Raw genomic sequence first — 19,581 nt, forward strand, 5'->3', positions numbered from 1 at the left:
ATAAAGATGTCACAGGATGCCCGTTACCAGCAGATGATCGGCTGGTTGGACTTGAGTTTGCCCGCAGTGTTCAACGCGCAGGGCTGGGGCCCGGTGCCCGAGGCCAGCTTCACCGCAGCCAGCAGCGACGCCAGTTTCCGCCGGTATTTCCGCTGGCAGGGCGAGGGCCGCAGTCTGATCGTGATGGACGCGCCTCCCCCCCAGGAGAACGTCCGACCCTTCATCAAGGTCGCCGGCCTGCTGGCCGAGGCCGGTGTGCACGTTCCGAAGATTCTGGCCGAGGACGTCGAGCAGGGTTTCCTGCTGCTCGACGATCTGGGCCGCCAGACCTACCTGGATGTGCTCACCGCACAGAACGCCGAGGAGCTGTTCGAGGATGCCCTCGACGCCCTGGTGGCCTTCCAGCAGGTCGATGTCGCCGAGCGCTTGCCGGCCTATGACGAGGCCTTGCTGCGCCGCGAGTTGCAGCTGTTCCCCGACTGGTACCTGCAACGGCATCTCGGCGTGACGCTGGAAGGCGAGCAGCTCGCCCGCTGGGAGCGCACCTGCGACCTGCTGGTGCAAAGCGCCCTGGAGCAGCCGCGCGTCTTCGTGCACCGCGACTACATGCCGCGCAACCTGATGCTCAGCGAGCCGAACCCCGGCATCCTGGATTTCCAGGATGCGGTCTACGGCCCGGTGACCTACGACGTGACCTGCCTTTATAAGGACGCATTCCTCAGTTGGCCCGAACCGCGTGTGCATGACGGCCTGTCGCGCTACTGGCGCAAGGCCCAGGCCGCCGGGATCCCGCTGCCGGACAGCTTCGAGACCTTCTTCCGCGCCAGCGACCTGATGGGTGCCCAGCGCCACCTCAAGGTGATCGGCATCTTCGCCCGCATTTGCCACCGCGACGGCAAGCCGCGTTACCTGAGCGATGTGCCGCGCTTCTTCCGCTACCTGGAGAGCGTCATCGCGCGCCGGCCTGAACTGGCTGACCTCGCGGCGCTGCTGGCCGATCTGCCCAAAGACGAGACGCATCCCGCATGAAAGCCATGATCCTCGCCGCGGGCAAGGGCGAACGCCTGCGCCCGCTGACCCTGCACACGCCAAAGCCACTGGTGCGCGCTGGTGGCGTGCCGCTGCTCGAGTACCAGTTGCAGGCGCTGCGTCGGGCCGGGTTCGATCAATTGGTGATCAATCACGCCTGGCTCGGCCAGCAGATCGAGGATCACCTGGGCGACGGTTCGGCGTTCGGTGTGAACATCCGCTACTCGCCCGAGGGCGAACCGCTGGAAACCGGCGGCGGCATCTTCAAGGCGCTGCCGCTGCTGGGTGCCGAGGCCTTCGTCATCGCCAACGGCGACATCTGGACCGACTTCGATTACGCGAGCCTGAACGGCGCGCTGGCCGAGGACGACCTGGGGCACCTGGTGCTGGTGGACAACCCCGGGCACCACACTCGTGGCGATTTCTGCCTGAGTGAAGGCCGTGTCAGCGATTACCGCGAAGGCCAGCCGAGCCTGACCTACAGCGGCATCGCCATCCTCCGCCCCGAGCTGTTCGAGGGCTGCGAGCCCGGCGCCTTCAAGCTGGCGCCGCTGCTGCGCCAGGCCATGGCAGCCGGCCGGGTGAGCGGCGCCCATCATCGCGGGCGCTGGATCGACGTCGGCACTCACGAGCGCCTGGCGGAAGTCGAACGTCAACTGGCGGAGGGCTGAGGTGTTCTGGCCGGGGACTCTGGTGGGCGTCATCGCCGGCTGGGCATTGGCGAGCATTCCGGGTGCCATGCTCGGTGCGTTGCTGGGCCAGGTGCTTGACCGGCGCCTGAAGCAGCGCACCTGGCGGGGCCTGCTCGATCAGTTGCGCGGCGGGCCGCGAGTCGGCGACCAGGAGTTGCTGTTCCTGCTGCTTGGCCGGCTGGCCAAAAGTCGCGGTCGTGTTATCGATGCGCATATCCAGCAGGCGCGGGCCGAAATGCTGCGTCTGCAACTGGATGACAAAGCCCGTCTCCAGGCCATCGATGCCTTCGGTCGCGGCAAGCCCGGCGGTGAGTTGCTGGACGCCGGCCTGCGCCAGCGCCACGGCCAGGAGGCTACGGCCGAAGGCTTGGTACAGGCTTGTTGGCGCATGGCCTGGGCAGGCGGCGCGCCGAACGCTGCGCAGAAGAACCTGCTGCTGCAGTGGGGAGATTCGCTGGGGCTTTCCCGCTCCAGGGTGCTCGCGCTGTCGGCGGGCGCCGAACCGCCCAAACCGCCCGCCACGCCGCGTGAGTCCTACACCGCAGCGCTGCGACTGTTGGGCGTGACGGCGGAGAGCGAACCAGAGGAGATCAAGCGCGCCTACCGCAAGTTGATCAGCCAGAACCACCCGGACAAGCTTGAAGGCCTGGGGGCGAGTCCCGAGCGGATCGCCGCGGCGACGAGCCGGACCCGCGAGATACAGGACGCCTACCTGCTGGTGCGGCAGCGTCGCGGCTTTCGCTGAACCGTGCGGCCCTCAGGGCTGCTCGATTGGCTCCAGGTGCATCGACAGCCAGCCGCGGATGCGCCGATAAAGCTGGTCCTGCTCGGTTCCCAGGTCTGCCGGCAGGGCATTCATGCCGATCTGCACGTAGTTCGGCGCCTTCTGCCGCTTGCTCGCCTGCAGGCGCAGTTTCGCGGCGGCCACGTCAGGCGCCTTGTCCTTGTAATAGAAGTCGCCGGTGGCAAGGTTCAGCAGCGGCACGGTTTCGTCCAGCGACGGCTTGAAGTCGCGCGGCATCTCCGGCGCCACCAGCAGCAGGTTCTTGATTTCGGCTGGCGTGCGTTCGCCCAGGTAGCGGGTCGCCCAGTAGGCGCCGGTGCCATGGCCGAGTAGGACGATGGTTTTCGGGTTGTGCTGCTGGGCCAGTTCGACGGCCGCCTGGATGCGCGCCAGCACGCGCTCGGCATGGGCCTTGCGCAGTTCCACCGGGTCGGTGGGAGGCGGCGGGGCTTCGGCGCTGGCCTGGGCCGGCTCGGCGCTGCCGGCTTCGCCGGTGCTTTCCGGGGTCGGCGTTGCGCTGCCTTCGCTGCCCTTCACTTCGGGTTTGCTGGCGCTGTCGGCGGCCGTGGCGTCGGTATCGGCGCTGGCCTTGTCAGGCGACTCCTTCGGGCGCGGAATCGGCGCGGTGCTTTGCGGGTCGGGCAGGGTGACGGCGAGGGTCTGCCAGCCGGCATCGGGCAATTTGCGCCGCAGCGGGCCGATCGCTACCGGCCAGTCGGCGCTTTCGCCATCGCCGGGAATCAGGATCACTGCGCCCGAGGCGTCGGCGGCATTGGCCGGCAGCCAGAGGGCAAGGAAGGTTTCGTCGCCGGCCTTGAGCTCCTGGCGTTCGCTTTCAGGCAACTGGCGCACCAGGCCACTGGCTTCGTCCTGGCTGCGTTCGCTCACCGCCGGGCGCACCACCGGCGCAGCGGCCGGCTTTTCGGCGGCGGGCTTGGCGTCTTCGGCCTGACTGGCGCCCAGCGGCGCAAGGCCGAGGCACAGGCTGAGGGCGAGAAGCGTCGGGCGAGGCAAATGCGGCATCGAAGATATCCCTGTCTGGCGGGCAGCAAGCGGCGGGCGCGAGAGCGGCCAGCCTAGCGGCTTGTATTAGCTTTGTCAGGCGCAGGCGTGCCGGGTTCAACCGGGGTTGCTGTAAGGTATGCCGGCCATTTGCTTTGACCTGAGTGAAATCCATGGTGCTGTCGGCATGAGACGTCTGTTCTGGAAAGCCTGCCTGGCCTGGCTCTGCTGCCTGCCGTTGCTGGCGGTGGCGGAAACCGCCGCGCCGCCGTTGACCCTGGATCAGGCGCAGCTCGCGTGGCTTGCCGAGCACCCGCAGCTACGCGTTGGCGCGGTGCTCGAGGCACCTTATGTGCAGCAGGATCGCCGCCTGCAGCAGCTCTCCGGGGCCAACGTCGAACTGCTGGAGTGGCTGGCCAAGTCTCTGCATGTCAGCCTGGAGTGGCGCACCTTTCCCGATCAGGCTGCGCTGGAGAAAGCGGTGCGCGCTGGCGAAATCGATCTTGCGCCCGGCGTCAGCCAGACACCTTCGACCTTGCGCGACTGGCTGTTCTCCGACCCCTACCTGCGCGTTCCGCGTCTCGTTGTGGGCGATCGCCGCAGCGGCACTTCGGTAGAGCTGGATACCCTCGGCGAAGGCGAGTCCGTCTCCGTGCGCGGCCCCGGCCCGGTGGTGGACTACCTGCGTGGCACCTACTCGGGGCTGACCCTGCAAGTGGTCGACAGCGACCGGGAGGTGTTACGCAAAGTGCTCGGTCGCGAGGCCAATTACGCGGTGATCGACGAGGCGCAGCTGGCGCGCCTGACCCGCGAAACCGAGTTCACCGGCCTGCTGGTGGTGGCCGATATCGGCTATCCGCAGCTGCTCCGCGTGGCGACCCGGCGCGGCCTGCCGGAGTTGTCCGGGATCATCGACGCGGCCCTGCGTGCGGTGCCGGCCAAGGACCTCGATCAGCTCCACGAACGCTGGCTGCAACCGACCTACCCGCGCCTGGGCTCCTCCCCCGGCTTCTGGCAGAACCTCTGCATCCTGCTCGGCCTGCTGCTTCTGTTTGCGGTTGCCGCGCTGCTCTGGTTGCGTCGCCAGCACCGTGCGCTGGAGTCTCGCCTGCTCGCCGCGCGCCGCGATATCGAACTGCGCCAGGCGGCGGAGCAGGCCCTGCGCCTGACCCAGTTCGCCATCGACAGCAGCACCGTGGGCATCCTGTGGGTCAACTGGGACAGCCATGTGCGCTACGCCAATCGCGCGGCCGAGGAGATGCTCGGCTATTTGCCGGGAGCGGTGGTGGACCGGCCACTGTCGGACTTCGAGCCGACGCTGAACATGGACCGCTGGCTCAACCTCTGGCGCCGCGCGCGCAATGCCGACGAGGCACCGTTGAGCTTCGAGACCCGCTGCCTGCGCGCCGATGGCCAGTGGCTGCCGGCGGACGTTTCGCTGAGCTTTCTGCGTTTCGGCGATTCGGAATACCTGCTGGTGTTCCTCACCGACGTCACCGAGCGCCGCCGCGCCCGCGCCGCGCTGGAAGAGAGCGAGGCACGCCTGCAGGGCATCGCCGCCAACGTGCCGGGGCTGGTGTTCCGCCTGGAGCCCAACGCGCCGGATGACGATTCCGATTTCGCCTACATCAGCTTCATCACCGGCGGCAGCGAAACCTCGCTGGGTTACTCGCCCGGTTACCTGCGCGAGAGCGGCCTGGGCATCATGGGCCTGGTGCATCCGTCCGAGCGCGAGAGCTACCTGGCTAGCCAGTTGGACGCGGTGGAAGGCCATCGAAACTGGCTGTGGCAGGGCCGCATCCTCACCCGCAGCCACGAGCCGCGCTGGGTCGACATCAAGGCCACGGTGCGGACCCTGGACGACGGCCGGCCTGCCTGGGACGGCGTGGTCTGGGACATCACCGAGCACAAGCAGATCGAGCTGGAACTGCAGGATTCCCGTGCGCAACTGCGCGAGCTGTCGGCGCACCTGGAGAGCGTGCGGGAGGAGGAGAAGGCGCGCATCGCCCGCGAAGTGCACGATGAACTGGGCCAGGTGCTCACTGTGCTCAAGCTGGAAACTTCCATGTGCGAGCTGGCCTACGCCGAGCTGGACAGCGGCCTGCGCGAGCGGCTGGACAACATGAAGCGCCTGATCGCCCAGCTGTTCCAGCTGGTGCGCGACGTGGCTACTGCGCTGCGGCCGCCGATCCTCGATGCCGGCATCGGCTCGGCGGTGGAATGGCAGGCGCGCCGCTTCGAATCGCGCACGCAGATTCCCTGCCTGGTGCAGGTGCCGGAGAACCCGCCGGAACTATCCGACGCCAAGGCCATCGGGTTGTTCCGCATCCTCCAGGAGGCACTGACCAATGTCATGCGGCATGCCCAGGCGCATACTGTGGAATTGCAGCTGAGCGTCGAAGGGCGCGAGTTGTGCCTGCGCATCGCCGACGACGGCGTGGGCTTCGATCCGAACGCCACGCGCCAGGGCGTCTCCTTTGGCCTGGTGGGCATGCGCGAGCGGGTGCTGATGTTCGGCGGCACCCTGCAGATCGACAGCCAGCCCGGGGAGGGCACCACGCTGTGGATCCGCGTGCCGTTGCGCTCCAGAAGTGCGTGATCGGGCGAAAACCATAACGACAATGACAAGCGTGGAACGGGAGGAAAGGCGGTGATTCGAGTGCTGGTGGCGGAAGACCATACGATCGTGCGCGAGGGCATCAAGCAACTGATCGGCATGGCCAAGGACCTGCAAGTGGTCGGCGAGGCCACCAACGGCGAGCAGTTGCTCGACACCCTGCGCCAGACGCCCTGCGAAGTGGTCCTGCTGGACATCTCCATGCCGGGCGTCAACGGCCTGGAGGCCATCCCGCGCATCCGCGCGCTGAACAACCCGCCGGCGATCCTGATGCTGTCGATGCACGACGAGGTGCAGATGGTCGCCCGTGCGCTGAAGGTCGGCGCCGCCGGCTACGCCACCAAGGACAGCGACCCGGCGCTGCTGCTCACGGCGATCCGCAAGGTCGCCAGCGGCGGCCGCTACATCGACCCCGATCTCGCCGACCGCATGGTCTTCGAGGTCGGCCTGACCGATTCGCGCCCGCCCCATGCGCTGCTGTCGGAGCGCGAGTTCTCGGTGTTCGAGCGCCTGGTGCAGGGTGAGGGCGTCAACGAGATCGCCCAGCAACTGGCGGTCAGCAGCAAGACCATCAGCACCCACAAGGCTCGGCTGATGCAGAAACTCAATGCCAACTCGGTGGCGGACCTGGTGCGTTACGCCATGGAGCACAAGCTCGTCTGACCGCCCCGCGACGCCGGCTTGACCTGCGGCAGATCGCTCGCTGATTTTTCCCTCCACTCTGTGCGACGTGTCCGATTTCTGTAACACACCGTCTATCTAGCGGACGTGAGGCAGGGAATGATTGCCGGCTTCATGCAGTACGTCGTGATAACAAGGAGAAGAAGATGTTGCGAGCGGTAAGGGGAGGGCTGCTGTTCGGCCTGCTGGGGAGCGCTGCGATGCCGGCGCTGGCGGACTACGTCACGGTGATTTCCTTCGGTGGCGCCAACAAGCAGGCGCAGGAAGCGGCCTTCTACAAGCCGTTCAAGGAAGTGACCGGCAACGCCGTCGTACACGGCTCCTACAACGGCGACCTGGCCAAGCTCAAGCGCATGGTGGAAATCAGCCATGTGTCCTGGGACGTGGTGGAAGTCGAGGCCCCCGAACTCGCGCGCGGTTGCGAGGAAGGGCTGTTCATGAAGCTCGATCCCAAGACCCTGGGCAACACTGCCGATTTCGTTCCCGGCGCGGTACAGCCGTGTGGTGTCGGCATCTTCGTCTGGACCACGCTGCTGGCCTACAACCAGAGCAAGCTGCAGGGCACGCCCAGCAGCTGGGCGGATTTCTGGGACACGAAGAAATTCCCCGGCAAGCGCGGCCTGCGCTGGGGCGCCAAGTACAGCCTGGAATTCGCCCTGATGGCCGACGGCGTCGCGCCCAAGGACGTCTACAAGGTGCTTGCGACCAATGACGGCGTCGACCGCGCCTTCCGCAAGCTCGACGAACTCAAGCCGAGCATCAACTGGTGGAAGTCTGGCCAGGACCCGGTGCGCGACCTCGCCGACGGCACCGTGGTGATGAGCTCCGCCTACAACGGTCGGATCGCCGCCGCGCAGGCCGAGCAGAAAGGCTTCCGCATGGTCTGGGCCGGCGGCATCTACGACTTCGACTTCTGGGCGCTGCCCTCGGGCGTGTTCAAGAAGGAGCTGGCCGAACAGTTCGTCAACTTCGCCGGCCAGCCGCAGCAGCAGAAGGCTTTCGCCGAGAACATCTCCTACGGCCCGACCAACCGCAAGGCCGTGGAACTGCTGGCGCCGGACGTGGCCGCCAACCTGCCCACCGCGCCGCAGAACATCGCCAATGCCGTGGGCATGAACGTGGCGTTCTGGGCCGAGCACGGCGACGCGCTGGAGCAGCGTTTCCAAACCTGGGCCAAGCGCTGATCGACGGGCTGCCGAGCACAAGCTGGTCGGCAGCCTGTTTCGCTGTTTTTTGTAGGGCGAGCCCTACAAAGCATCCTCTCTAAGCCTTATAGCAATCTCTCATACCGCCCGATTTGCGCGCCGGTTCTGCTTCTCTAGTCTTGAGATCAACGGCATTTACAAAAAAACAAAGGTGCGGTGATGGCCGAGAATCAGGCAAACGATGTGCTGGTGAGTTTCCGTGGCGTGCAGAAGAGCTACGACGGCGAATCCCTCATCGTGAAGGACCTCAATCTGGACATTCGCAAAGGCGAATTCCTGACACTGCTGGGGCCTTCCGGTTCCGGCAAGACCACCAGCCTGATGATGCTGGCCGGTTTCGAAACTCCTACCGCCGGTGAAATCCAGCTCGCCGGCCGCGCCATCAACAACGTCCCCCCGCACAAGCGCGACATCGGCATGGTGTTCCAGAACTATGCCCTGTTCCCGCACATGACGGTGGCCGAGAACCTGGCCTTCCCGCTCTCCGTGCGCGGCATGAGCAAGACCGATGTGAGCGAGCGCGTGAAGCGCGCGCTGTCCATGGTCCAGCTCGACACCTTCGCCGGCCGCTATCCCGGCCAGCTCTCCGGTGGCCAGCAGCAGCGCGTGGCCCTGGCCCGTGCGCTGGTCTTCGAGCCGCAGCTGGTGCTGATGGACGAACCCCTGGGTGCGCTCGACAAGCAGCTGCGCGAGCACATGCAGATGGAGATCAAGCACATCCACCAGCGCCTGGGCGTGACCGTGGTCTATGTGACCCACGACCAGGGCGAAGCGCTGACCATGTCCGACCGCGTGGCCGTGTTCCACCAGGGCGAGATCCAGCAGATCGCCCCGCCGGCGGAACTCTACGAACACCCGCGCAACTCCTTCGTCGCCAACTTCATCGGCGAGAACAACCGCATTGCCGGCCAGCTCCAGGCCCGCAATGGCGAGCGCTGCACCGTGGGCCTGGCCCGTGGCGAGAAGGTCGAGGCGCTGGCGGTGAACGTCGGCAACGTCGGCGACACCGTCAGCCTGTCGATCCGCCCCGAGCGCGTGCGCCTGAACGGCCACAGCGAAAACTGCGCGAACCGCTTCTCCGGCCGCGTCGCCGAGTTCATCTACCTGGGTGACCACGTGCGCATTCGCCTGGAGGTCTGCGGTCGTACCGATTTCTTCGTCAAACAGCCGATCGCCGAGCTCGATCCTGCGCTCAGTGTTGGCGACGTGGTTCCGCTGGGCTGGGAAGTCGAGCACGTCCGCGCGCTCGACCCACTGTCCGCGGCGTAACAGCGCGGCCCGGCCACTCCCGGACGCATCCAAGAAAAACAAACCTGCACACTGTGGAGACAACAATAATGTCGAAGTCCTTGAAAGCATCGGGGCTCAAACTCGCAGCGCTGACACTGGGCGTGGCCTTCGCGGCCCAGTCCATGGCCGCTACCGACCTGACCGTGGTGTCCTTCGGCGGCGCCAACAAGAACGCCCAGGTGAAGGCGTTCTACGGTCCCTACGAGAAGAGCACCGGCAACAAGATCGTCGCCGGCGAGTACAACGGTGAGATGGCCAAGGTGAAGGCCATGGTCGACACCAACAGCGTCTCCTGGGACCTGGTGGAAGTCGAGTCGCCGGAACTGGCCCGTGGCTGTGACGAAGGCCTGTTCGAAACCATCGACCCGGCGATCCTCGGCAAGGCCGAAGACTATGTACCGGGCGCCGTCAGCAACTGCGGCGTGGGCTTCTTCGTCTGGTCCACCGTGCTCGCCTACAACGCCGACAAGCTGAAGACCGCACCGACCAGCTGGGCCGACTTCTGGGACACCAGCAAATTCCCGGGCAAGCGCGGCCTGCGCAAGGGCGCCAAGTACACCCTGGAATTCGCCCTGATGGCCGATGGTGTCGCGCCCAAGGACGTCTACAAGGTGCTGGCCACCAAGGAAGGCCAGGACCGCGCCTTCAAGAAACTCGACCAGATCAAGCCGAACATCCAGTGGTGGGAAGCCGGCGCCCAGCCGCCGCAGTACCTCGCTTCGGGTGACGTGGTCATGAGCTCTGCCTATAACGGCCGTATCGCCGCCGTGCAGAAGGAGAGCAACCTGAAGATCGTCTGGAACGGCGGCATCTACGACTTCGACGCCTGGGCCATCCCGAAAGGCGCCAAGAAGGTCGACGAGAGCCTGAAGTTCATCGCCTTCTCGGTTCAGCCCGAGCAGCAGAAGACCTACTCCGAGAACATCGCCTACGGCCCGGTCAACAAGAACGCCGTACCGCTGCTGAGCAAGGAGCTGCTGAAAGACATGCCGACCACCCCGGAAAACATGCAGGGCCAGGTGGGCATGGACGTGACCTTCTGGGCTGATTACGGCGAGCAGCTGGAACAGCGCTTCAACGCCTGGGCCGCCAAGTAAGCAAGCCCTTACCGTCGCGGTCGCCCGGACCGTGACGGACCGGAACCGCCGCCCCCTCGCGGCGGCTCCTCCTGACACCACACCTTGGCCGCTCCCGGGCGGCCCGTTTTACCGGAGTTCGCTATGGCCACCGCTGTGTCGATGAACGAGGTCGCCGGCCCCACCCTCAAGCAGCGCCTGGCGCGCGCGGAGCGGATGAACCGCCTGAAGTCGCAGGCGCTGGTCCTGCCCCTGCTGGTCTTCCTCCTGCTGACCTTCCTCGTGCCCATCGCGGCACTGCTCTACAAGAGCGTGAACAACCCCGAGGTCGTCGGTGCGCTGCCGCTGACCGTCAACGCCATTTCCGAATGGGACGGCAAATCGCTGCCTTCGGATGCGGTGTACAAGGCGCTGAGCGACGACCTGGTCGCCGCGCGCAAGAACCAGACCATCGGTGACCTGTCCAAGCGCCTGAACATGGAACTGGCCGGCTACCGCAGCCTGCTGTCCAAGACCGCTCGCGCGCTGCCGTTCAAGGAGCAGCCGGCGTCGTACAAGGACGCAATGGAAGCACTCGACGAGCGCTGGGGCGACCCGGCCTACTGGCAGGCGATCCGTCGCAACGCCAGCTCCGTCACGCCCTATTACCTGCTGGCGGCGCTCGATCACCGCATCGATGACCTGGGCGAAATCGCCCGCGCAACGCCGGACCAGTCGATCTACCTGGACATCTTCGCCCGCACCTTCTGGATGGGCGCGGTGATCACCCTGATCTGCCTGGCGCTGGCCTACCCGCTGGCCTACCTGCTGGCGATCCTGCCGACCCGCAAGTCCAATCTGCTGATGATCATGGTGCTGCTGCCGTTCTGGACCTCGATCCTGGTGCGCGTCGCCGCGTGGATCGTGCTGTTGCAGTCGGGCGGCCTGATCAACGGCGCGCTGCTGAAGATGGGCCTGATCGACGAGCCATTGCAGTTGGTGTTCAACCGCACCGGCGTGTACATCTCCATGGTCCACATCATGCTGCCGTTCATGATCCTGCCGATCTACAGCGTGATGAAGGGCATTTCCCCCAGCTACATGCGCGCCGCGATCTCGCTGGGCTGCCACCCGTTCTCCAGCTTCTGGAAGGTCTACTTCCCGCAGACCGTGGCCGGTGTCGGCGCCGGTTGCCTGTTGGTGTTCATCCTGTCGATCGGCTACTACATCACGCCGGCACTGCTGGGCAGCCCGAACGACCAGATGGTCAGCTACTTCGTCGCCTTCTACACCAACACCACCATCAACTGGGGTATGGCCACGGCCCTGGGCGGCCTGCTGTTGTTCGCCACCCTGGTGCTCTACGTGATCTATGGCTGGCTGGTGGGCGCGAGCCGCCTGCGCCTGGGCTGATGAGGAGAACAAGAAGATGCTGAGCCCCTACATGTCCCCGGTCGAGCGCGTGTGGTTCTACACCCTGCGCATCCTCTGCGGCCTGATCCTGCTGTTCCTGGTGCTGCCGGTACTGGTCATCGTGCCGCTGTCGTTCAACTCCGGCACTTTCCTGGTCTACCCGCTGCAGGGCTTCTCCCTGCGCTGGTACGCCGACTTCTTCAACTCCGCCGAGTGGATGCGTGCGCTGACCAACAGCATCATCGTCGCCCCGGCGGCCACGGTGCTGGCGATGGTCTTCGGCACCCTGGCGTCGATCGGCCTGACCCGCGGCGAGTTCCGCGGCAAGGCACTGGTCATGAGCCTGGTGATTTCGCCGATGGTGGTGCCGGTGGTGATCATCGGCGTGGCGAGCTACCTGTTCTTCGCGCCGCTGGGCCTGGGCAACAGTTACATCTCGCTGATCATCGTCCACGCGGTACTGGGTGTGCCGTTCGTCATCATCACCGTGTCGGCGACCCTGCAGGGCTTCAACTACAACCTGGTGCGCGCCGCCGCCAGCCTGGGCGCGCCGCCGGTGCTGACCTTCTTCAAGGTCACCCTGCCGCTGATCGCTCCGGGGGTGATTTCCGGCGCGCTGTTCGCCTTCGCCACCTCCTTCGATGAAGTGGTGGTGACCCTGTTCCTCGCCGGCCCCGAGCAGGCCACCCTGCCGCGCCAGATGTTCAGCGGCATCCGCGAGAACCTCAGCCCGACCATCGCCGCTGCGGCGACCTTGCTGATCGGTTTCTCCGTCGTGCTCCTGCTGACCCTCGAGTGGCTGCGTGGTCGCAGCGAGAAACTGCGGACCGCACCGACTTCCTGATTCACAGTGTTTCGCGGACGGTTGCGTCCCTGTGCTCACCCACAGGGGCGGGATCGATCCGCGATTTTTTTGCCTGCTTTCCTGCCTGATACTGTCCTTTTCGCTTCGACTATCGGCCCGATCCCCTTCGAGCCGTCCGAGCGGCTACAATGCGCGCCATCCGTGATTTCCGCCCACAGAGGTGCGCCATGCAACCCTACGCCATCGCTCCGTCGATCCTTTCCGCCGACTTCGCCCGCCTGGGCGAGGATGTGGACAAGGTGCTCGCCGCCGGCGCCGACATCGTTCACTTCGATGTGATGGACAACCACTACGTGCCGAACCTCACCATCGGCCCGATGGTCTGCACGGCGCTGCGCAAGTACGGCGTCACCGCGCCCATCGACGTGCACCTGATGGTTTCCCCGGTGGACCGCATCATCGGTGACTTCATCGACGCCGGCGCCACCTACATCACCTTCCACCCGGAAGCCTCGCAGCACATCGACCGTTCCCTGCAACTGATCAAGGACGGCGGCTGCAAGGCCGGCCTGGTGTTCAACCCGGCCACCTCGCTGGACGCGCTCAAGTACGTGATGGACAAGATCGACATGGTCCTGCTGATGAGCGTGAACCCCGGCTTCGGCGGGCAGAAGTTCATTCCCGGCACCCTCGACAAGCTGCGCGAAGCCCGCGCGCTGATCGACGCTTCCGGCCGTGACATCCGCCTGGAGATCGACGGCGGGGTGAACGTGAAGAACATCCGCGAGATCGCCGAAGCGGGCGCCGACACCTTCGTCGCCGGCTCTGCCATCTTCAACGCACCGGATTACGCCGAGGTCATCCGCGCCATGCACGCTGAGCTGGCGCAGGCGCGCAAGTGATGAGTGCTGCACAACTGCCGTTCGCCGGGCTGCCGCGTCTGGTGATGTTCGACCTGGACGGCACCCTGGTGGATTCCGTCCCCGACCTCGCCGCGGCGGTGGACAGGATGCTGCTGGTGCTCGGGCGCCAGCCGGCTGGCCTGGAGGCGGTGCGTCACTGGGTCGGCAACGGCGCGCGGGTGCTGGTGCGCCGCGCCCTGGCCAATGACATCGAACACGATGGCGTCAGCGAGGAAGACACCGAGCGCGCCCTCGAACTGTTCATGGATGCCTACGCCGACAGCCATGCGCTGACCGTGGTCTACCCCGGCGTGATCGAGACCCTGAAGTGGCTGAAGAAGCGCGACGTCGAGCTGGCGCTGATCACCAACAAGCCCGAGCGCTTCGTCGGCCCGCTGCTGGATGAGATGAAGCTGGGCAAGTTCTTCCGCTGGATCATCGGCGGCGACACCCTGCCGCAGCAGAAGCCCGATCCGGCTGCGCTGCTGTTCGTGATGAAGATGGCCGGCGTGTCGGCGGAACAGGCCCTGTTCGTCGGCGATTCGCGCAACGACATCCTCGCCGCCAAGGCCGCCGGCGTGCGCAGCGTAGGCCTGAGCTACGGCTACAACCACGGGCGTCCCATCGCCGAGGAAACCCCGACACTGGTGCTCGACGACCTGCGCCATCTGCTGCCTTGCTTCGACTCGGGCAAAGCGATAGTGTTGCCCGACTCCGCTTCAACTACCGCTCAGCGAGACAGCACCGTGGAAACGGCTCCCCACACACTCTGGATGAAAGTCATCAAGGCCCTGGCCCGCTGGCGCTGGCGCGCCTGACATCCTTTGGCCGGTACGCCCGGCGCGTGTGTGCAACCAAGTCCGTTACCTCCTCATTCCACGAGGCTGATCATGACCCGCGAAGAATTCCAGCGCCTGGCCGCCGAAGGCTACAACCGCATTCCGCTGACCTGCGAAACCCTTGCCGACTTCGACACCCCGCTGTCGATCTACCTGAAGCTGGCCGACGGCCCCAACACCTACCTGCTCGAATCCGTGCAGGGCGGCGAGAAGTGGGGCCGCTACTCCATCATCGGCCTGCCCAGCCGCACCGTGCTGCGTGTCTACGGCCACCAGGCAAGCATCAAGGTCGACGGCGTCGAGACCGAGAGCTTCGAATGCTCCGACCCGCTGGCCTTCGTTGAGGAGTTCAAGGACCGTTACCGCGTGCCGACCATCGCCGGTCTGCCGCGCTTCAACGGCGGCCTGGTCGGTTACTTCGGCTATGACTGCGTGCGCTATGTCGAGCAGCGCCTGGCGCAGTGCCCGAATCCGGATCCGCTGAACAATCCCGACATCCTGCTGATGGTTTCCGACGCGGTCGTCGTGTTCGATAACCTCGCCGGCAAGATGCACGCGATTGTCCTCGCCGACCCGGCGCAGGCCGACGCCTACGACAACGGCCTGGCCCGGCTGGAAGAACTGCTGGAGCGCCTGCGCCAGCCGATCACCCCGCGCCGCGGCCTGGACTTCAGCGCCGTGAACGCCCCGGAACCGCAGTTCCGCGCCAGTTTCACCCGCGAGGACTACGAGCGCGCCGTCGGCACCATCAAGGAATACATCCTGGCCGGCGACTGCATGCAGGTCGTGCCGTCGCAGCGCATGTCCATCGATTTCAGCGCAGCGCCGATCGACCTGTACCGCGCACTGCGCTGCTTCAACCCGACGCCCTACATGTACTTCTTCAACTTCGGCGATTTCCACGTCGTCGGCAGCTCGCCGGAAGTGCTGGTGCGCGTCGAGGATGGCGAAGTCACCGTGCGCCCCATTGCCGGCACCCGCCCGCGTGGCGCGACCGAAGAGGCCGACCGTGCGCTGGAAGATGACCTGCTCTCCGACGCCAAGGAAATCGCCGAGCACCTGATGCTCATCGACCTGGGCCGCAACGACGTTGGTCGCGTGTCGCAGACCGGCAGCGTGAAGGTCACCGAGCAGATGGTGATCGAGCGCTATTCCAATGTCATGCACATCGTCTCCAACGTGAACGGCCAGCTGAACGAGAAGCTCAGTGCGATGGACGCCCTGCGCGCGATCCTGCCGGCCGGCACCCTGTCTGGCGCGCCGAAGATTCGCGCGATGGAAATCATCGACGAGCTGGAACCGGTCAAGCGCGGCGTCTACGGCGGTGCCGTGGGTTACCTCGCGTGGAACGGCAACATGGACACCGCCATCGCCATCCGCACCGCGGTGATCAAGAACGGCGAACTTCACGTCCAGGCCGGCGGCGGCATCGTCGCCGACTCGGTGCCGGCGGCGGAGTGGGAAGAAACCATCAACAAGCGCCGCGCGATGTTCCGCGCCGTGGCGCTGGCCGAGCACACCGCCAAGGTGCATGGCCGCGACTGAGTTGTCGGTTCGATGAAAAGCCCCGCTTCGGCGGGGCTTTTTTATTGGAGCCTGAATGACTTGGTTTTCACCGTGTGCTCCCGGCTGGCGCTGTGCATTCCGCTGCTCCGAATTGCCGCCTCTCCCTCCTGGAGAGGGTGATCCCCCACGCAAAAGCATCATGTGGAGAAGTTAATCGTAGGATCGAGGGGGCGCCTAGTTCTTGCTCGCGATCAGAGTCAGCCGGCTGCGCCATCGCTGGGCGGGCGCGCGAGCAAGCTCGCTCCTACAGGTATGGTCAGCCGGCCTGCCGCGTCTCCACCACCTGCAGGTTCGCCTTGCGCCGTGCCAGCGCGGCATCCGCCTGCTGCGAGCGCTCCTCCACATACGCCGCCAGGTGATCCACCGCGACGTACTGCATCGCCTTGTGGCTGTCATCCAGCGTGGTCACCGGCAGGGCAATGCGCCCGCAGGACAGCGCCTTGCTGAAATTCTCCCGGTTCAGGTTGCGGAACCAGCGCTCACGCACCTGCTCCAGCGGCACCAGGACATCCCCGAAGATCTGATAGACCAGGCTCACCGTCTCCGGGCGTGGGGCGGGGCGGACATCTGCGGTCGACTGCATGGGACTCTCCTGTTCCGATGGTGGTGGCGACAGAAGCAAATATAGCAAAGGTTGTATTTCTCTTCAATCGACACCCAGGAAAAACCCCGCCGAAGCGGGGCTTTTTCATGGCGAAACGGGCTCAGCGAACCAGGGTCGGTGCGCGGCGATGGCGCACGGTGGACCACCAGAAGACCCAGCCGATCAGGCGGATCTGCCCGCTGTCGAACTGCTCCGCCGGGTACTCCTCGTCGGGGTATTCGTCGCGGTTGAAGCTGCGCAGGCGGATGCCGCCGCCGGGCAGGCGGTAGACGAACTTCACCCGCAGCATGCCCTCGTGTTCCAGGGCGTAGATCTCGCCGTCGGTGATGTGCGTGGTGGCCGTGTCGATGCCGATGGTGGAGCCATCCATGATCAGCGGCTCCATGCTGTTGCCGGTGAGTTGTGCGCAGATCGCCGCTGCCGGGTCGACCCCCGCGGCGCGCAGCGTGGCGTACGAGAAACGCAGCTTGCGCCCCTCTATCTCGCGCACCGCAGTACGGCCGGCACCGGCCGCCAGTTCCACTTCCTTGTACAGGCGTAGTTCCACTTCGTCCTCGTCCAGCGGTGTGTCGCTATCCCATGGGTGCAGCGGTTCCAGTCGCAGCGGGCTGCCATCGACCGGGCGCGGCGCAGGTGCGCTGGCGCCCGGCGTCGGCGTGCCTTCGCCGGTGGCCAGCCAGGTCGGCGAGACCCCCAGCGCGCTGGCGATCTCGATCAGCTTGCGCGTGCTCTGCGCCTTGCCCGAGGTCAGCTTGTGGATGGTGTTCTGCGAGACCCCGGCGGCTTCGGCCAGGGTTTCCTGCTTGAGGTTGCGCGAGGCCATCGCCTGTTTCAGGCGGTCGGCCAGCGTCGATGAGGGAGTCTTGTCCATGGCGGCACTCTACCTCCTGGGTTGTAGCGTGTAAATAGCTTTGGTGTTGACTAATTATAGCTATGGTTGTAATCATAAAAGCCAGCAGCCCACCGGAGAGACGAAAAACGGTTCGGCTGAAGGGAGGCGAACGGCTTCCCCTTCACTGCGGCAAGCAAGCCGTGGGTTGCCTGCAGACCGTCACGAGCGGGGGCAGGCTGGAGGACGCGGGTGGGCGAGGGAAGTGCCGCCCGCGTACCGGCAAGGGATGCCGCCCGACGAGTCGGCGTCCGCGAAGAATAGATCGCGACTGACCACCCCAGGCGGCCGAAGCTCGGCGACCACGGCGGGCATGTCGCCAGGAGGACCTTCATGAACCTACACCCGAACTGCGAGATGCAGCCCGTATCCCCCGCCGATGCGGAGGTGCGCCGTGGCTGATATCGCCGACTACGCCAACGACCTGATGCTGGAGCGCATCGAGGACATGCTGCACAGCCGTCGCGCCCCTGCAGCCATCAGCTCCGCCGAGTATTGCGAGGATTGCGGCGACGACATCCCGCCGGCACGTCGCCTGGCCGCGCCGGGCTGCACCCGCTGCATCGACTGCCAAGCCCTGGATGAACTGGAGCGTCGGCACTGAGCCGCGCCGGAGGAACGCCGTGATCAAACCCATCGATGAAATGCTCAAGCTCTGGGCTGAAGAGATGCACAACCCGGGCAGTGCCGGCGGCGGTTATGCCGGCGGCAACCTGCTGGCGATGATGATGGCCAACAAGGGCGAGATGATTCGCGGCACGCGGGGCAGCAAGGTGATTCTCGACCGCGTTGCGGAACTGGACCTGATCATCAACCACCTGCCCGAGGAGCAGAAGGACGTGGTGACCGAGCACTACCTCAATCGCGACAGCGAGGCTTCGCAGAAATACCGGCACTGCCGCTGCAGCCGCAATACCTTCTACCTGCGCCTGCACGTAGCGCACCAGAGCATCCAGTCACGGTTGATGCGCCGCGTCGCCTGATCCTTTCCCTTCTGCATACGAAGCCCGGCCCTGCGCCGGGCTTCGGGCTTTTCACGGGTGCGGTTGAGCTATGCTCGCGGCCCATGACCACGCCACTCCTGATTCGCCGCGCCGAACCCGCCGACGCCGAGGCCATCCTGCGCATCCTCGGCGAAACCTACGAAGCCACCTGGAAGCCCGAGCTGAGCGCGGAAGCCATCGCGCGCTTCGAGTCATCCGCACATACCGCCCTCTATGTGCGAGAGCGCCTGGCGTATTTCGAGGTTGCCTGTATCGCCGGCGAGGTGGTCGGCCTGCTCGACTGGCGCGACGATTTCATCGATGCCCTGCATGTCTCTCCCCGTCATCAGCGTCTGGGAATCGGTGCGGCGCTGCTGCGGCACGCCGAAACTGTCATCGCCAACGCAGGCCATGCGCGTATCCGCCTGGAGACCGACACCTTCAACCAGCAGGCGCGCGCCTTCTATGGCAAGCATGGCTACGCGGAAGTCGATATGTACCCGGACGAGGAGTGGCACAGCGGTTTCACCACTGTGCTGATGAGCAAGGGGCTCTGAAATTTCCTACGTTGGATTTCGGCGTTTCGACAGCACATTGCGGTGTGTCATCTGCGTATTGCAGCGCATTCCCCGAGAAGCCTTGTTCCGGCGGGAATCGGGGGGTAAAAAGTAGTCATTCTTGTAAAGGTGCGTCCCCAGGGAGCACAACGCGAAACCCCGAAAAGCCCGGCCACTGAGCCGGGCTTTTTCATGCCCGCGTTTTTTCGATCCGCCTTCGCGGCGGGTGGCCGGCGAGCACGCCGGCAGTCATCCCCGGTTGGCTGATAGCCGCCGGTTTCGCCCGTTCGCGGGCGTCTTTATCCAAGGTGAGCCCATGGGCAACGAACCTCAGACCCTGGCCGACGTGCCTTTGTGGGGGCTGATCCTGCTCGCGGTGGCGGGCGGCATCAGCGGTGAAATGTGGCGCGCCGACAAGGCGGGCCTGGGCGGCTGGCGATTGCTGCGGCGGCTGGCGTTGCGCTCCGGCGCCTCCATCGTCTGCGGCATGGCGGTGATGTTCCTGGCCATGTCCTGCGGCGCTTCCCTGACCTTGGCCGCCGCCATCGGCAGCCTGACCGCGGCGGCCGGTGCGGAGATCGCCGTCGGCCTTTATGAACGCTGGGCGGCGAAACGCCTGGGTGTCTGCGAGTTGCCGCCGAGCGAGCGCGGACAAGAGTGAAGCAGCA

At 65.6% G+C, this 19,581-nt stretch carries 20 protein-coding genes; 17 read left to right on the forward strand and 3 right to left on the reverse strand.

All coding sequences use genetic code 11. The features are described from left to right. Nucleotides 1-6 precede the first annotated feature (6 nt). Genes IB275_RS02745 through IB275_RS02755 form a run of 3 tightly spaced genes read left to right on the forward strand, consistent with a single transcriptional unit; the run spans nucleotide 7 to nucleotide 2,466 of the window. Nucleotides 7-1,029, forward strand: a complete 1,023-nt coding sequence (locus tag IB275_RS02745) for an aminoglycoside phosphotransferase family protein (RefSeq protein WP_192296247.1) — start codon at nucleotides 7-9, stop codon at nucleotides 1,027-1,029. Further along, a complete protein-coding gene (murU, locus tag IB275_RS02750) occupies nucleotides 1,026-1,700 on the forward strand; it encodes an N-acetylmuramate alpha-1-phosphate uridylyltransferase MurU (protein WP_192296246.1) in 675 nt (224 codons plus the stop codon). The genes IB275_RS02745 and murU overlap by 4 nt, the downstream gene beginning before the upstream one ends. A 1-nt stretch (nucleotide 1,701) precedes the next feature. After that, nucleotides 1,702-2,466: a DnaJ domain-containing protein gene (locus tag IB275_RS02755; RefSeq protein WP_192296245.1), complete on the forward strand. Its 765-nt coding sequence runs from the start codon at nucleotides 1,702-1,704 to the stop codon at nucleotides 2,464-2,466. Between the two features lie 12 nt (nucleotides 2,467-2,478). Here IB275_RS02755 and IB275_RS02760 read toward each other — a convergent pair whose 3' ends face one another. Beyond that, the gene (locus IB275_RS02760) at nucleotides 2,479-3,528 is read right to left on the reverse strand and encodes an alpha/beta hydrolase family protein (RefSeq protein WP_192296244.1); all 1,050 of its coding nucleotides are present in this window, start codon (nucleotides 3,526-3,528) and stop codon (nucleotides 2,479-2,481) included. Between the two features lie 166 nt (nucleotides 3,529-3,694). On the opposite strand from IB275_RS02760, the gene IB275_RS02765 reads away from it, so the two are divergent. From IB275_RS02765 to trpE, 10 genes are all read left to right on the forward strand, one after another. After that, complete coding sequence (locus tag IB275_RS02765) at nucleotides 3,695-6,106, forward strand: PAS domain-containing sensor histidine kinase (protein ID WP_192296243.1); 2,412 nt, start codon at nucleotides 3,695-3,697, stop codon at nucleotides 6,104-6,106. 51 nt (nucleotides 6,107-6,157) lie between these two features. Beyond that, nucleotides 6,158-6,787, forward strand: coding sequence for a response regulator (locus IB275_RS02770; RefSeq protein ID WP_081520786.1), 630 nt, complete (start codon nucleotides 6,158-6,160; stop codon nucleotides 6,785-6,787). 164 nt (nucleotides 6,788-6,951) lie between these two features. Further along, nucleotides 6,952-7,989, forward strand: coding sequence for an ABC transporter substrate-binding protein (locus IB275_RS02775; protein WP_192296242.1), 1,038 nt, complete (start codon nucleotides 6,952-6,954; stop codon nucleotides 7,987-7,989). A 180-nt stretch (nucleotides 7,990-8,169) separates the two neighbouring features. Continuing rightward, complete coding sequence (locus IB275_RS02780; RefSeq protein ID WP_192296241.1) at nucleotides 8,170-9,279, forward strand: ABC transporter ATP-binding protein; 1,110 nt, start codon at nucleotides 8,170-8,172, stop codon at nucleotides 9,277-9,279. Between the two features lie 68 nt (nucleotides 9,280-9,347). After that, nucleotides 9,348-10,397 carry an ABC transporter substrate-binding protein gene (locus IB275_RS02785; RefSeq protein ID WP_081520783.1) on the forward strand — a complete coding sequence of 350 codons (1,050 nt, stop codon included), beginning with the start codon at nucleotides 9,348-9,350 and terminating at the stop codon, nucleotides 10,395-10,397. A 123-nt stretch (nucleotides 10,398-10,520) separates the two neighbouring features. Further along, nucleotides 10,521-11,768 (forward strand): ABC transporter permease, encoded by a 1,248-nt coding sequence (locus IB275_RS02790; protein ID WP_081520782.1) that lies wholly within the window; start codon nucleotides 10,521-10,523, stop codon nucleotides 11,766-11,768. A 16-nt stretch (nucleotides 11,769-11,784) separates the two neighbouring features. Beyond that, nucleotides 11,785-12,612 carry an ABC transporter permease gene (locus IB275_RS02795; protein ID WP_045214142.1) on the forward strand — a complete coding sequence of 276 codons (828 nt, stop codon included), beginning with the start codon at nucleotides 11,785-11,787 and terminating at the stop codon, nucleotides 12,610-12,612. Nucleotides 12,613-12,800: 188 nt separating this feature from the next. Beyond that, complete coding sequence (gene rpe / locus IB275_RS02800; RefSeq protein ID WP_192296240.1) at nucleotides 12,801-13,475, forward strand: ribulose-phosphate 3-epimerase; 675 nt, start codon at nucleotides 12,801-12,803, stop codon at nucleotides 13,473-13,475. Continuing rightward, on the forward strand, nucleotides 13,475-14,293 hold the full coding sequence (locus IB275_RS02805) for a phosphoglycolate phosphatase (protein WP_192296239.1): 819 nt from the start codon (nucleotides 13,475-13,477) through the stop codon (nucleotides 14,291-14,293). The genes rpe and IB275_RS02805 overlap by 1 nt, the downstream gene beginning before the upstream one ends. Nucleotides 14,294-14,365: 72 nt before the next feature. Beyond that, nucleotides 14,366-15,859: an anthranilate synthase component I gene (gene trpE, locus IB275_RS02810; RefSeq protein ID WP_192296238.1), complete on the forward strand. Its 1,494-nt coding sequence runs from the start codon at nucleotides 14,366-14,368 to the stop codon at nucleotides 15,857-15,859. Between the two features lie 277 nt (nucleotides 15,860-16,136). Here trpE and IB275_RS02815 read toward each other — a convergent pair whose 3' ends face one another. Then, nucleotides 16,137-16,463, reverse strand: coding sequence for a pyocin activator PrtN family protein (locus IB275_RS02815; RefSeq protein ID WP_192296237.1), 327 nt, complete (start codon nucleotides 16,461-16,463; stop codon nucleotides 16,137-16,139). Between the two features lie 121 nt (nucleotides 16,464-16,584). Then, nucleotides 16,585-17,355, reverse strand: coding sequence for an XRE family transcriptional regulator (locus IB275_RS02820; protein ID WP_192296236.1), 771 nt, complete (start codon nucleotides 17,353-17,355; stop codon nucleotides 16,585-16,587). Between the two features lie 412 nt (nucleotides 17,356-17,767). Between IB275_RS02820 and IB275_RS02825 the strand changes: the two genes are divergently transcribed. The 4 genes from IB275_RS02825 (at nucleotide 17,768) to IB275_RS02840 (ending at nucleotide 19,574) form a co-directional block, all read left to right on the forward strand. Next, entirely contained in the window at nucleotides 17,768-17,977 is a 210-nt protein-coding gene (locus tag IB275_RS02825) for a TraR/DksA C4-type zinc finger protein (protein ID WP_192296235.1), read from the forward strand. Between the two features lie 19 nt (nucleotides 17,978-17,996). After that, a complete protein-coding gene (locus IB275_RS02830; protein WP_192296234.1) occupies nucleotides 17,997-18,356 on the forward strand; it encodes a PA0613 family protein in 360 nt (119 codons plus the stop codon). An 83-nt stretch (nucleotides 18,357-18,439) separates the two neighbouring features. After that, nucleotides 18,440-18,913 (forward strand): GNAT family N-acetyltransferase, encoded by a 474-nt coding sequence (locus IB275_RS02835; protein ID WP_192296233.1) that lies wholly within the window; start codon nucleotides 18,440-18,442, stop codon nucleotides 18,911-18,913. Nucleotides 18,914-19,229: 316 nt separating this feature from the next. Further along, a complete protein-coding gene (locus tag IB275_RS02840) occupies nucleotides 19,230-19,574 on the forward strand; it encodes a phage holin family protein (RefSeq protein ID WP_169942383.1) in 345 nt (114 codons plus the stop codon). Nucleotides 19,575-19,581 lie beyond the last annotated feature (7 nt).

Origin of the sequence: Pseudomonas sp. PDM21 (assembly GCF_014852505.2) — a bacterium.
GTDB lineage: Bacteria > Pseudomonadota > Gammaproteobacteria > Pseudomonadales > Pseudomonadaceae > Pseudomonas.